This is a genomic window from Paenibacillus sp. GYB003 (assembly GCF_036577625.1).
Classification (GTDB): Bacteria; Bacillota; Bacilli; order Paenibacillales; family NBRC-103111; genus Paenibacillus_AB.
This window is the reverse complement of record NZ_JARBDC010000087.1, coordinates 75616-89151: the sequence shown is the minus strand read 5'-3', so window position 1 is coordinate 89151 and position 13536 is coordinate 75616. Positions and strand designations below refer to the sequence as shown.

General features: G+C 61.4%; 11 protein-coding genes. 7 read left to right on the top strand and 4 right to left on the bottom strand.

The genetic code is table 11. The features are described 5' to 3' along the window. Positions 1 to 394, top strand: a 394-nt coding sequence (locus tag PV407_RS27695; protein WP_332093236.1) for a HEAT repeat domain-containing protein, incomplete at its 5' end; no start/stop codon positions are given. Between the two features lie 149 nt (positions 395 to 543). Here PV407_RS27695 and PV407_RS27690 read toward each other — a convergent pair. Beyond that, entirely contained in the window at positions 544 to 1566 is a 1023-nt protein-coding gene (locus PV407_RS27690; RefSeq protein WP_332093235.1) for a serine hydrolase domain-containing protein, read from the bottom strand. 97 nt (positions 1567 to 1663) lie between these two features. Beyond that, positions 1664 to 1924: a hypothetical protein gene (locus PV407_RS27685; RefSeq protein WP_332093234.1), complete on the bottom strand. Its 261-nt coding sequence runs from the start codon at positions 1922 to 1924 to the stop codon at positions 1664 to 1666. 246 nt (positions 1925 to 2170) lie between these two features. Here PV407_RS27685 and PV407_RS27680 point away from each other — a divergent pair, with 246 nt between their 5' ends. The 5 genes from PV407_RS27680 (at position 2171) to PV407_RS27660 (ending at position 9795) form a co-directional block, all read left to right on the top strand. Continuing rightward, the gene (locus PV407_RS27680; RefSeq protein WP_332093233.1) at positions 2171 to 2788 is read left to right on the top strand and encodes a VOC family protein; all 618 of its coding nucleotides are present in this window, start codon (positions 2171 to 2173) and stop codon (positions 2786 to 2788) included. Between the two features lie 163 nt (positions 2789 to 2951). After that, positions 2952 to 4904, top strand: coding sequence for an FAD-dependent oxidoreductase (locus PV407_RS27675; protein ID WP_332093232.1), 1953 nt, complete (start codon positions 2952 to 2954; stop codon positions 4902 to 4904). Positions 4905 to 5837: 933 nt separating this feature from the next. Further along, complete coding sequence (hisS, locus tag PV407_RS27670) at positions 5838 to 7103, top strand: histidine--tRNA ligase (protein WP_332093231.1); 1266 nt, start codon at positions 5838 to 5840, stop codon at positions 7101 to 7103. 75 nt (positions 7104 to 7178) lie between these two features. Further along, positions 7179 to 8960 (top strand): aspartate--tRNA ligase, encoded by a 1782-nt coding sequence (gene aspS, locus PV407_RS27665; protein WP_332093230.1) that lies wholly within the window; start codon positions 7179 to 7181, stop codon positions 8958 to 8960. An 82-nt stretch (positions 8961 to 9042) separates the two neighbouring features. Next, a complete protein-coding gene (locus PV407_RS27660; RefSeq protein ID WP_332093229.1) occupies positions 9043 to 9795 on the top strand; it encodes a tRNA threonylcarbamoyladenosine dehydratase in 753 nt (250 codons plus the stop codon). Positions 9796 to 10307: 512 nt separating this feature from the next. On the opposite strand, the gene PV407_RS27655 is transcribed toward PV407_RS27660, so the two are convergent. Both PV407_RS27655 and PV407_RS27650 read right to left on the bottom strand, forming a co-directional pair. Next, positions 10308 to 11138 (bottom strand): putative protein N(5)-glutamine methyltransferase, encoded by an 831-nt coding sequence (locus PV407_RS27655; protein ID WP_332093240.1) that lies wholly within the window; start codon positions 11136 to 11138, stop codon positions 10308 to 10310. Between the two features lie 246 nt (positions 11139 to 11384). Next, positions 11385 to 12458, bottom strand: a complete 1074-nt coding sequence (locus tag PV407_RS27650; protein ID WP_332093228.1) for a hypothetical protein — start codon at positions 12456 to 12458, stop codon at positions 11385 to 11387. Between the two features lie 216 nt (positions 12459 to 12674). On the opposite strand from PV407_RS27650, the gene nadE reads away from it, so the two are divergent. Next, positions 12675 to 13520 carry an ammonia-dependent NAD(+) synthetase gene (gene nadE / locus PV407_RS27645; protein WP_332093227.1) on the top strand — a complete coding sequence of 282 codons (846 nt, stop codon included), beginning with the start codon at positions 12675 to 12677 and terminating at the stop codon, positions 13518 to 13520. Positions 13521 to 13536 lie beyond the last annotated feature (16 nt).

The following is a 13536-nucleotide window of genomic DNA, read 5'->3' as shown; positions in this document are numbered from 1 at the left end:
GGAGGAGGCGGTGCAGGCGCTGGCGCGGCTGGCGGCGCATCCGTCCGCCCGGCTGCGGTGCGCCGCGGTCGACGCGCTCGGCTCGATCGGCGCATGGCGCGCCGCGAATCCGCCGGGCGTCGGCGCGGAGACGCTGTCGCGCGCGCTGCAGGACGAGGACGCCCAAGTGCGCTTCACGGCGGGCTTGTCGCTGGCGAAGTGGGGAGCGCGGGCGGAAGGGGCGGTTCCGAGCCTGATCGCCGCCCTGGACGACAGCAACCGCTACGTACGGGCCCATGCGGCGGAAGCGCTGTACTATATCGGCACGGCCAAGGCGAAGGACGCGCTGCTCGACTTTTTGCGTCCGGCGCGGTGGTGTCCGACAACGACTCCGGCCAGCACGTTTTATCCGTAATCGATCGCGCGCAAGCGGCGGTCCGGGACGCATGAAGGCGTTCCGGCCGCCGCTTTTTTGTCGGGGGGAAATCGAGCGGACCTTTTCGCCGCTTATTCGGATCCGGGACGGGGAGGCCGTTTTCCGGGAGCGGCTCCCGCCCGGTTCCGCTATTCCGTCCCGCGTCCGGCCGCGTCCCGCATTCGCATGACGCACTTCAGCGCGATATCCCCGAACGTCTTGATATCTTTCAAATAATCGTAGCCGGCGGGGTTGCGCTCCGTCTGGTTCAGCATGCGCACCGCCACGACGTTATGCCGGGGGATGACGAGCAGGGCGTTGCCGTACATGCCGAGCGACTGGTACGAGCCCGCCGGCAGCGTTTCGCCCAGCTCGGAAAAAGACCGCGGCTTGTCCTGCACCTGCCAAAAAAAGCCGTTCCGCGGCCAGCGATCGTCCAGTCCGGCCGGCGACGCGACCGCCGTCGTCCGTTCGAATACGGAAGGCGGCGCATGGCGGCTTCCGAGATGCTCTCCTTTCGTCAAATGCAGGTAGCCGAGCGCCGCCAATTCCTGCGTGCTGGCGAACATATTCGCTTCCTCCCCCCGGTCGCTTGCGTACGAACCGCCCACCCACACGAGCTTGTCGGTTGGTTCGGTTCTCCAGCCCGTTTGCGTAAACCCGTACGGAACGAACAGTCTCTCCTCGATTAGCCGGGCGAGCGGAAGGCCGTACAGCTTCCGGACGATCCGGGTGAGCAAATGGACGCCCGCGTTGTTGTATTTCCATCTCGCGCCGGGCGGAAACAGCCTTTGGTCCGGGTTCAGCAGCCCGTGCGTATGCGTGAGCAGATGACGGATCGTCGTATTCGCGACGACCGCTTCGTCCACGTCGTCCAAATACGCGGCGACGGGATCGTCGATGCTGCGCAGTTTCCCTTCATGCAGGGCGAGGCTTGCCGCAAAGCCCAAAAACGTTTTGCGGATCGAGGCGACGTTGAACTGCGAGTCGGCGTCGACAGGACGGCTGCCTTCCGCATGATCGTGGCGGCCGCCATACCATTCGTTCACGATGACGCCGTCGCGAACGACCATGACGGAGGCGGCCGAAGCCGCGATCCGCCGCTGCGTTTCGAGGACGTAGCGATTCAGCTCGGCAAAGACGTCCTCTTCCAGACATCGTTCCAGGCGCACAGGTTCCCTCCTTCGGGATCGGGTCGCAACCGTCCAGTCGTTCTCGCAGTCGGCCGGCCGCTCCCCGGACTAATGGGGCAGTATGCGTAAGGTCCGCTTATTCTTTCTCGAAATATTGAATCGCCAAAATGACCAGACCGACCGCGAACAGCAGCAAGCCGGCGAAAAACGGGAAGCCCAAAAACAAGCTCTGCACCACTTCGTTCCCGTACCGCTTCGCGCCGAAAATCGCGAACCAAAGCTTGGACCCCGACCATGACGTAATGTTCGGCACGTATAAAGCCGCGACGATCAAAATGCTCAAACAGATCGAGCAGCCCGTAAACGTGAGGATTCCGCCGATTATCGTCCGTTTCATGTATTCCTCTCCCATCGTCTATCGGTCAACCAACATCATTGTATCATAAACGGATCGGCTGCCATTCGATTCCAAAAAATAGCCGACGGCCGCAAGCCGCGGTTCGAATACGACGTAAAGGCCGTATTCCTCGTTGTCCGCCGACTCACCTCCTTATCGGGTACGCCAAAAAAATAAGTTCGAGCCCCTATGGATTCGAACCCCAATTTCGTTATTCTAGTAGAAGGGCTGGAAAGGAGGCAAAACTTGACTAAAACAGAGCTGCAGCTTGTCGGCGAAAGCGCGGTCGGTCCGTGGGGAACTTTCGTCGAGGCGATAGGCCCGTATCGATCCGAGCTGTGGAATTACTGCAGGAAGCTGACCGGCTCGTCTTGGGACGGGGAAGATTTATTTCAGGATACGCTGCTGAAATCGTTCGCCTCTTTATCCGCTTTATCCCACAGGCAACAGCCGCTGCAAGCTGGAGGAATACGAGGAAGAAAATGTGGGCGAAATCGATGCCGAAGACGGTTTGGAGATCGACGAGGCGCTCGGTTTGTAAGCAGTCAAAATCCGGAAGAGCAGGCGCGTTTTTTCTCGTCCGTCTTCGGCTGGGACGTATCGGAGCCGCAGTGGGGATATAGAACCGCGATTACGGGCTCCGGCGACAAGCCGGGAATCGACGGCGGCATCGCCGCGGGCCCGGCCCATTTTCAGCACGGCACCCGCCTCCAAATCCAGGTCGATTCGATCGACGAATCGCTTGACAAAGCGGTCGAAAACGGCGCGACCGTCATTGAGGCGAAAATGGACCTCGGAGCTTTTTATCTCGCCTACTTTGCCGATCCGGTCGGCGTGCAGTTTGGCCTGATTCAATATAAATAAACTTTCGGACAAACATCAACCAACCGGTTGGTGTTTTTTAATGCCCGGCCGCTCCGCCGTCTCGTATCGCGGAATCTTCCGGAGCGGGCACGCTTTTGCCCGAAAGAGCGGATTATGATACACTTTGGTTGTCATTTTACAATAGTAGAATAGGATGGGATTCATGGCTCGCCACGTAGACCGCAGGACCGCACGCAAAAATGTAGTCGTGTTGCTGACGCTGATCGGAGTCGCCGTGATCATCGCGGCAGCGACGGCCGTCGGACTGCTCTGGGACTTCAACGGAAAAAGCGCGACGGTTACGCCGGGACAGCTTCAACCCGTTCAATCGACTGCGAACGTTAAAAACGCCTACGACGTCGTCGTCGTCGGCACCGATCCGGAAGGGGTCGCCGCCGCCGTTTCCGCAGCCCGCAACGGGCTGAGCACGCTGCTCGTGGACGGCCGCGACCGGGACATTTTGGGCGGCCTCATGACGCTCGGCTGGCTCAACAGCCTCGACCACAATTACGACCGGGAAAAAAACAGCCTTATTCCGGGCAAGGCGGACATTTTGAACGAGGGTCTGTTCAGCGAATGGTACAAGCAGGTGGAAGGCGATTCCTTCGACGTCGTGACGGCGGCGAACGCTTTCTACGCGATGGTGAAAAACGAGAAAAACATCGATCTGCTGATGAAAACGAAGTCGATCGAGCCGAAGATGGCCGCCGGAACGGGCGGTGCGCAAAAGGTCGTCGGCGTTACCGTCACGAAGGCGGACGGCAGCAAGCAGGAAATCGCCGCGAAATCGGTGATCGACGCGACGCAGGATGCCGACATCGCCGCCGCCGCGGGCGTTCCGTTCACGATCGGACGCGCCGATCTGGGCGACGAGAAATCGAGAATGGCGGTAACGCTCGTCTTCCGGCTCAAAAACGTGACGCCGGACGTCTGGAAGCAAGTGCAGAAGCGGCTGAAGGACGACGGCGACCCGAATACCGACGCGAACGAAAGAAGCGCATGGGGCTACGGGGAAATGCAGAAATATCCGCCGAACAACAAAGAGCGGGTCAAGATGCGCGGTCTCAACATCGGGCGTCAAAACGACGATACGATTTTGATCAACGCGCTGCAAATTTTCGGTATCGACGGGCTCGACCCGAAGTCGCGCGCGGAAGCGTTCGAGATCGGCAAGACGGAACTGCCGTACGTGCTCGACCATATGAAGAAGCTGTACCCGGAATTCGCCGGCCTGGAGCTGGACGGCACGGCGCCGGAGCTGTACGTCCGGGAAACGCGCCATATGATCGGCGAATACCGGCTCTCGATGATCGACGTGCTGGAAAACCGCGACCAGTGGGACCGGATCGCATTCGGTTCGTATCCGGTCGACATTCAACGCACATCGCCGACCGACAACGGGGCGGTCATGAGCCATCCGCTCAAATACGCGATCCCGTTCCGGTCGATCGTCCCGCAAAAGGTCGACGGGCTGCTCGTCGTCGGCCGTTCGGCGAGCTTCGACACGCTGCCGCACGGCAGCGCCCGGGTAATTCCGGTCGGCATGGCGACCGCGGAAGCGGCCGGAGCCGCCGTCAAGCTCGCCCAGGACAAGGGCGTTACGTTCCGCCAGCTGTCCGCCTCGAAGGAGCAAATCGCGCAGCTGCAGGATATGCTGAACAAGCAGGGCATGGTGCTGAAGCCGTATGAGCCGAAGCCGGAGCCGTATATGGAGCAGAAGGCGTATCCGGGTCTGAAGACGGTCGTCGGCATGGGACTCGTCATCGGCGGGTACGACAACAAAGGCTTCGACACGGCGCCGGACTCGAACCCGCAGCGGATGGTCAATTTGATGCAGGGCGTAAAACGGGTGAAAAAGCTGCCTGGCGATCCGGCATCGGCGTTGGCGGGTCTGCAGGACCCGGCGAAGCAGCCGCTCACGCTCGTTCAGGCCGCATGGACGATCGCGAAAGCCGCGGGACTCGACGTACAGGCCGGACAGGCGGTGCAGGAGCTGCAGGCGAAAGGGATGCTGAAGCAGGGGACCGTCGACGACATCGCGGACAAGCAGAAGCTGAACAACGGCGACACGTACATGATGATTCGCGACCTGGTCGACAGCTTGGATAAAAAATAACGGAGCCGCCGAAGGGCGCAGCCGAACGAGATCTTGTCGAAACGCCAAAAGACGCCTCCGAAACCACGTTGATAAGGTGGGGACGGGGGCGTCTTTTGGCATGCCTATTTACGTCGCGGAGGATCGAGGACATATCCGTCGTCGTCAATCCGAATCCGTACGTTCAGTTTTCGTGTCCTCCGAAGGGGTGTGAACGTTTTCGAAACATGCGTGGCAGTACAGGCGTCCGTTTTCCGTTACGCCGTCGAGAAAGCCGTCGCGGCAATATACGGTTTTCGCGCATATGACGCATTTGCCTACCGGTTCCACGGGATCATCTCCTTCGACATGCTGCTTTCATTTTACCACGTTTCGATCGGTAACGGGCGGAAGTTCCGTCGGTCGGAGAGCCGTTAGCCGGTCGGAGGCGATCGTTGAGACGGGGCGTCGTCGCGGACAACGTTTACCGACGGCAGGCAAGCCTTGTTCTTGACTTTGCCCGAACGGTCGGATACAATCATTACGATACTTTTACGATTCGCGGATGGGACGGAGTAGTTCGAACCCACGTCTCGCAGAGAGGGAAGCCCCGGCTGCAAGCTTCCCGTCGATGGACGGACGAATAACATCCCGGAGAACGGACGGGGAACCCCGTACGAGGATAGGCCGTGCGATCGCCGACAACCGGCGGAGGGCGGACCGGTCCCGTTCGGACAGTAGCCGTTTCGCGTAAGGCGGGCGTTAACCGCGGCAAAGTGCGCGCTTTCGGATGGCGTCGCGGACGGCATTGCTGCCGACCGGGACGACGGCCGGCCTTGGAGTTTCGGCAGGGTCAAAAGCGCGAATGCGGGTGGTACCGCGGGTATTTCGGCGAACGAACGTCCCGTCCCTGGCAATTCGGCCGGGGGCGTTTTTTGTTTTTGCGCCAACATTTACGATTCGGGAGGGCGGAAAGTGAGCATTCAGAAGCCGAAAGGGACGCAGGATTTGCTGCCCGGCGTCGTCGAGAAATGGCACTATATCGAGGAAAAGGCGCGCGACGTTTGCCGCCGGTTCAACTACAAAGAAATTCGCACGCCGATCTTTGAAAACACCGAGCTGTTCCAGCGCGGCGTCGGCGAGACGACGGACATCGTCGAGAAAGAAATGTACACGTTCCCGGACAAAGCCGACCGCAGCATGACGCTTCGTCCGGAAGGCACAGCCGGCGTCGTCCGCGCCTATGTGGAAAACAAGCTGTACGGCGAGCCGGACGTCAGCAAGCTGTACTATATCGGCCCGATGTTCCGCTACGAGCAGCCTCAGGCGGGACGGTACCGGCAGTTTCACCAGTTCGGCATCGAGGCGATCGGCTCGAGCGATCCGAGCCTGGACGCGGAAGTGATCGCGATGGGGTACCTTTTTTACAAGGAGCTCGGCCTGAAGGGCGTGACCGTGGAGATCAATTCGGTCGGCAATCCGTCGTGCCGCGCGGTATACCGCGAAGAGCTGCAACGATTTTTCGCGCCGGTCAAGGACAAGCTGTGCAAGGACTGCCAGTCGCGCTACGACCGCAACCCGATGCGCATTCTCGATTGCAAAAAAGATCAGCAGTACGGCGTCGGCGCCCCGTCGATTCTCGATTTTCTCGACGAGGAATGCCGGACGCACTTCGCCAAGGTGCAGCGGCACCTGACCGATATGGGCATCGAGTACGTCATCAATCCGCGCATGGTGCGCGGGCTCGACTATTACACGCACACCGCGTTCGAGTACAAGGCGGCCGGCATCGGCTCGATCGACACGATCAGCGGCGGCGGACGGTACAACGGACTCGTCGGCACGATCGGCGGCAGCTCGCTCGATCAGCCGGGCGTCGGCTTCGGTCTGGGACTGGAGCGGGTGCTGCTCGTGCTTGAAGCCCAAGGCGTCGAAGTGCCGGGCGCGCGTCCGCTCGACGCCTACTTGATCGGCATGGGCGAAGCGGCGGAAAACGAAGTCGCGAAGCTGCTGTTCGAGCTTCGCTCGGCGGGACTCGCCGCGGAGAAAGATTATGCGGGGCGCAAAATGAAAGCCCAGTTGAAATCGGCCGACCGGTTCGCGGCGCGCTTCGCCGTCATCGTCGGCGAAGACGAGCTGAGCCGCGGCACCGCCATGGTGAAGACGATGGCGACCGGCGAGCAGGAGGAAGTGCCGCTTCGCAGCTTGGCGGACGTATTGCGGGAGAAGCTCGGCGAATAACGGGCGGAACGAAATCGAATCGCATCGCATCGGAAATTTGATACGATCAATCGAACATAGCGGAGGATGAGAAACATGTTGCTCAAAACACATCATTGCGGCCAGCTGAGCAAAGCGAACGTGGGGGAAACGGTAGTGCTGAACGGCTGGGTCGCCGTTCGCCGCGATCTTGGCGGCGTCCTGTTCATCGATCTGCGCGACCGCAGCGGCATCGTGCAAATCGTGTTCAACCCCGATTTTTCCGGCGAAGCTTTGGCGATCGCCGACAAGGCGCGGTCCGAATACGTGCTTTCGGTCAAAGGGAAAGTCGTCGAACGCGACCCCGAGACGGTCAACCCGAATTTGGCGACCGGCGAAATCGAAGTGCAGGTCGGCGAGATCGAAATTTTGAATACGGCCAAAACGCCGCCGTTTTTTATCGAGGACGGCATCGAAATCGACGAGCAGCTTCGGCTGAAATACCGGTACTTGGACCTGCGGCGCCCGGAAATGCAAAAGACGCTGTATTTGCGTTCGAAGGCGGCCAAAGTGTTCCGCGACTTCCTGGACGAGAACGGCTTCCTCGAAATCGAGACGCCGATTTTGACGAAGAGCACGCCGGAAGGGGCGCGCGACTATCTCGTGCCGAGCCGCGTTCATCCGGGCGAATTTTTCGCGCTGCCGCAGTCGCCGCAAATTTACAAGCAGCTGCTTATGGTCAGCGGCCTGGAGCGGTATTACCAGATCGCCCGCTGCTTCCGCGACGAAGACCTTCGCGCCGACCGCCAGCCGGAATTTACGCAGGTCGACATCGAGACGTCGTTCCTGTCCCGCGACCAACTGCTCGACTTGATGGAGGAGCTCGTCGTCCGCCTGTTCAAGGAAACGGTCGGCGCCGACATTCCGCGTCCGTTCCAGCGGCTCAGCTACGCCGATGCGATGGGCAAATACGGCTCGGACAAGCCGGATCTCCGGTTCGGCCTGGAGCTGGTCGACGTATCCGACCTCGTGCAAAATTCCGGGGTGCAGGTGTTCGCGAACGTGACGAAAAAGGGCGGCCAGGTGAAAGCGCTCAACGCGAAAGGGTGCGGCACGTGGAGCCGCAAGGAGATCGACGACCTGCTGCCGTTCGCGGTGCGCTACGGCGCGAAAGGTCTCGCCTGGATTCAGGTGAAGGACGGCGAATGGAAAGGGCCGATCGTCAAGTTTTTCACCGAGGACGAAATCGCCGCGCTCAAAGAGCGGCTCGGCGCCGAGGAAGGCGATCTGCTGCTGTTTTCCGCCGATACCAAAAAAGTCGTCGCCGACGTGCTCGGCAATTTGCGCCTGAAAATCGGCCGCGATCTCGGCCTGATCGACGACAGCGTGTTCAAGTTCGCCTGGGTCGTCGACTTCCCGCTGCTCGGCTACGACGAGGAAGCGAAACGGTACGTGGCGGAGCATCATCCGTTCACGCGTCCGAAGGACGAAGATTTGCCGCTCTTCGATACCGATCCGGGCCAAATTCGCGCCCAGGCGTACGATCTCGTGCTGAACGGCTACGAGGTGGGCGGCGGCTCGATGCGTATTTTCAAACGCGACGTCCAGGAGAAAATGTTCCAGGCGCTCGGCTTCTCCCGCGAAGAAGCGTACGAGAAGTTCGGCTTCCTGCTCGACGCGTTCGAGTACGGCACGCCTCCGCACGGCGGCATCGCCTTCGGCTTCGACCGGCTCGTCATGCTGCTGGCGGGACGGACCAATTTGCGCGAAACGATCGCGTTCCCGAAAACGGCGAGCGCGACCGATCTGCTTATGAACGCGCCGTCGCCGGTCGATCCGAAGCAGCTCGACGATTTGTCGATCCGGCTGGCCGTCAAGGAAGCTTCGGCGAAAGCTTGATCGTGCGGGGGGCCTCTCGGGGCTCCACCGAAAGGACACGGAATAAACGGCGAAGGTTCACTTCACTTTTGGGGGAATAAGTATGCTCCACCAATTTTCGCGCACGGAACTGGCGATCGGCCCGGAAGGGCTCGAAGTCATGAAAAACAGTACGGTCGCCGTGCTCGGCATCGGCGGCGTCGGCTCGATCGCGGCGGAGGCGCTCGTGCGGACCGGCATCGGCCGCGTCATCATGGTCGACAAGGACGTCGTCGACATTACGAACGTCAACCGGCAAATTCACGCGCTGACGACGACGGTCGGCCAGCCGAAAGCCGAGCTGATGCGCGACCGGGTCAAGCTGATCAACCCGGATTGCGACGCGATCGCGCTGCGGATGTTTTATACCGAGGAGACGTACGAGACCTTTTTCCAATATCCGCTCGACTACGTGATCGACGCGTCGGACACGGTAACGTATAAAATTCATCTGATCAAAGAATGCCTGAAACGGAAAATCCCGATCATTTCGAGCATGGGCGCGGCCAACAAAATGGACCCGACGCAGTTTCGCGTCGCGGACATTTCGCAAACGACGGTCGATCCGCTCGCCCGGGTCATCCGGCAAAAGCTGCGCAAGGACGGCATCAAAAAAGGCGTCAAGGTCGTCTTCTCGACCGAGGAGCCGATCAAGCCGCGCGTCGACGTCACCCAGCGCATCGTGCCGGAAAACGCTCCGGACATCCGCAAGGCGCAGCAGCCGCCGGCGAGCAACTCGTTCGTCCCGCCGGTCGCGGGGCTGATCGCGGTCAGCGTCGTCGTGCGCGATCTGCTCGCGAAGGCGGGCAAAAGCTGAAAACGGCAAACACGACCGTCCCGTATCGCGGGGCGGTCGCTTTTTTTCGTAAAGCATGGGCGGGCGAATCCTTATATCGTTATTAGAGCCGAATGCGGGGTTTTGAAATCGGCAACGAACTTCGGTATCGTTATTTTCGGCAAATCGGATCGTTTCGTTCGATTTCGGCCCGATAACGTTACACGAATTCGTTGGAACGGAAAAACGATCGTTTTTCCGCCCATAAGAGCATGACAATTCGTTAGCCGCAACAGACCTGAAGGACAGGCCCGCTCTGCTCAAGTTTCCGACCGGAATCGCCCTCTCCGGCTGACGAAAGCGTCCCCGATCCACTGTAAACCGACAAGCCCGAGCTCGGGATTCGCATCGATTGTATCGCCGGCTAATCGCCCGAGGACGAGTTCGGATCTGATTTGAATCCAGCTTCGATAAAACAAGCTGCCGTACCCGAACGGCAGCTTGTTCCCGTTTGGCGGGACGTGCCGCACAAGCGGCAATCCGCCCCAATCGGCTCACTCGCGGTCGCGATGGCGGCGCGTCGCCCGGTCCGCCCCGGGCATCGTCCCGATCACGACCGTCGCGTCCAGCTCGTCGCAGCGGACGGCCCGCGCGAGCAGCCCGCTCCGCTCGAAAATGCCGACCGCCTGCAGCGCCTGCCGCTCGCCGACCTCGATCAGCAGCCGTCCGCCCGGCGCAAGCCATTGCGCCGCGTCCGCGGCCACGCGCCGATGGACGTCCAGCCCGTCCGCGCCTCCGTCGAGCGCCGCGGCCGCTTCGTGCAGCCGGGCTTCCGCGGGCAGCAGGCCGATCGCCCCGGTAGGGACGTAAGGCGCGTTGGCGAGCAGGAGGTCGACGCGCCCCCGCAGCGCGGCGGGCAGCGGGGCGTACAGGTCGCCCTCGTACACGCGGCCTCCGGCGGACGCGACGTTGCGGCGGGCGCAGCGCACGGAGGCAGGGTCGATGTCGGCCGCATGCAGCTCGACGCGTCCTACGGCGGCGGCCAGCGCGGCGCCGAGCGCGCCCGAGCCGCAGCACAGGTCGACGACGACGTCTCCCGGACGGGCAACGGCGGCGGCTTGCCGGACGAGAAACTCGGAGCGGCGGCGCGGAACGAAGACGCCCGGGTCGACGGCGATGCGCAGGCCGCAAAACGCCGCCCAGCCGACGACGTGCTCGAGGGGCAGGCCGGAAGCCCGCCGGTCCGCCATGGCGGCCAGCTCGTCCGGCGTGCGCGCCGCGGCGGCGAGCAGGCGGGCTTCGTCCTCGGCGAACACGCAGCCGGCGGCCCGGAGCTTGGCGGCGATCGAGAATGTAAAGTCAGGCGATCGTTCGTTCGAATTTATCAGAATGACACCTCTCCGTTTCACGGCTTTGGGATGGCGATCGTATCGGTATACTGCGATTGTACCATCTCCGCGCGCGGACCGGGCGGTATAAAACGATTATGGCCGATTATGCCGGGAACGTCCCGCAACCGAACGGGACGGAAGCCGGCGCGTCGTTTGCGGCACGAAGAGCCGGAGCCGGAGCCGGGCCGCTCCGCCCCGCCCCGAGCGGCCGGCTTTCCCGCGTCCGGTTCCGGGCCCGGCTTACAGCTCCCGCTCCAGGCGCTGCTGCAGTTCGCGAACGGCCGCGAAATCGGTAGCTTCCGTATAAAAGTCTTTGATGCGGGCGTCGATGTCGCGGGCTTCGCCGAGTAAGGCGGTCGCCTTCTTCATCGCCTGCGAATACCGCCGCTTGATCGGCTCGAGCTGCAGCGCGTACCGTTCGTCGGTTCCGGGCTGCATCGTCCGCTCGTACATGTCGAGAACGACGTCGCCGCCCCGATCCGGAAAATATTCGTGCGGCGCGGTGCTGTCGAATATCGCCAGCCGAAGCTCGGGAAACACGAGCATGTCGAGGCTGTTCGGATCGAAGCCGCAATGGAACACGTCGACGTCGTAGCCTTTCGTCTCGGCGGTTTTTGCCAAAAATTTCAGCATCGTGGACTTGCCCGAGCCCGGCCGGCCTTTGACGAAAATGCGCTTGTCGAGCGAAGCGGTAATGTTTTGAATATGATCGACGGCGCCCCGCGGCGTCGCCGCTCCGAAAAACAGGCGGCGGACCGCCGCCGTTTTGCCGGGGGCCGCCCCGAACAGCGAAGCGGCCAGCTCTCCCGCGACTTTGTCGGCTTTATCGAAGTCCATGCTGGCGATATAGACTTTCTCCCACTCGTCGTGCACGCGCAGCGCTTCGGCGAACGTCGCGTACGCTTTCGTATAGGCGTCGAGCAGCTTCCCGCGCAAGGCGTCGATTTCCCCGCGTGCCGCATCCGTAAGCTGGCCGCCGTCAACCGCTTTCCCGAAATCGATGCGGACGACGTCCGCGCGTCCGTCCAGGGGCAAGCCTTCGCAGGCGTTCGCGTCGGCGATTCCCGTTCTCGTCCCGGTGACGATCATCGCGTCCAAGTCGTCCGGATACAGCGGGGAATGAAACAGCTCGACGTCCCGTCCCTGCTCGAGCATCGCATAGGCCAGACGCTGAATGGCCGTCGATTTGCCCGTTCCCGGCGGACCTTGCAGCACGATCAATTTGTTCAACCCTTGAAAGGCGGAACCGTACAAAAAATGAGCTCCGCGAGCCGTATTGCCGCGAGCGAAATAATGGCGGGCCGTTCCGTTCATAAGGCATCGCTCCTTTATGCGAATCGTTATGCTTCACCATATTCCGGTTCGGGCGGTTGGGTGTATGCCCAGACGCTTTTTTTCCCGGTTCGAACGGCTGTCGTCGTTCGTGCGAGCGGATTCGGTTTCTATTCGCCGGCGACTTCTGGTACTATTAAGTCGGGGATTGCCTCTACGACGCAATTGAAATCGAATGTCACGAAGGAGTGACCGCAAATGAGCAACCTGCAGCAGCACATTATAGCGACATTGAACGTGAAGCCCGTCATCGACGCCCGGGACGAAATCGCGAGCCGGATCCGGGCGCTGAAACATTACATGCTGCACAGCGGCGCGAAAAAGCTGGTGCTCGGCATATCGGGCGGCCAAGATTCGACGCTGGCCGGAAAGCTGGCGCAGCTATGCGTCGAGGAGCTGCGCGCGGAAACGTCGGACGAGGCGTACCGCTTTATCGCCATCCGTCTGCCGTACGGCGTGCAGACGGACGAAGACGACGCCCAGCTGGCGCTGCAGTTTATCCGGCCGGACGAGACGTATACGTTCAACATCAAAGCCGCGACGGACGGAATCGTCTCCGAATTCGCGAAGGCGACCGGCGTCCCGATCAAAGATTACGATAAAGGCAACGTGAAGGCGCGCATTCGGATGGTCGCCTGGTATTTGATCGGCGCCTATGCGGGGGAAGCGCTCGTGGTCGGGACGGACCATGCCGCGGAAGCCGTCACCGGCTTTTTCACCAAATACGGCGACGGCGGGGTCGACGTGACGCCTTTGACGGGCCTTACGAAACGGCAGGGCAAGCAGCTGCTGAAGGAGCTGGGAGCGGCTCCCCGGCTGTATACGAAAACGCCGACGGCCGACCTGCTCGACGACAAGCCCGGACAGGCGGACGAGACGGAGCTCGGCATTTCGTACGAAACGCTCGACGACTATTTGGAGGGGAAGCGGGTTCCGGACGAAGCGGCGGCGAAAATCGAAGCCGTCTACCGCAAATCGCGGCATAAGCGCGAGCTCCCGGTCACCCCGTTCGACGACTGGTGGAAGCGGGAGCCCGGGCAATGAGGGTATGAAACGCCGC

Coding starts and splice junctions, on each gene's coding strand:
- aspS (WP_332093230.1), top strand. CDS start 7,179: ATGTTGCTCAAAACACATCATTGCGGCCAGCTGAGCAAAGCGAACGTG.
- PV407_RS27660 (WP_332093229.1), top strand. CDS start 9,043: ATGCTCCACCAATTTTCGCGCACGGAACTGGCGATCGGCCCGGAAGGG.
- nadE (WP_332093227.1), top strand. CDS start 12,675: ATGAGCAACCTGCAGCAGCACATTATAGCGACATTGAACGTGAAGCCC.
- PV407_RS27675 (WP_332093232.1), top strand. CDS start 2,952: ATGGCTCGCCACGTAGACCGCAGGACCGCACGCAAAAATGTAGTCGTG.
- PV407_RS27650 (WP_332093228.1), bottom strand. CDS start 12,458: ATGAACGGAACGGCCCGCCATTATTTCGCTCGCGGCAATACGGCTCGC.
- PV407_RS27685 (WP_332093234.1), bottom strand. CDS start 1,924: ATGAAACGGACGATAATCGGCGGAATCCTCACGTTTACGGGCTGCTCG.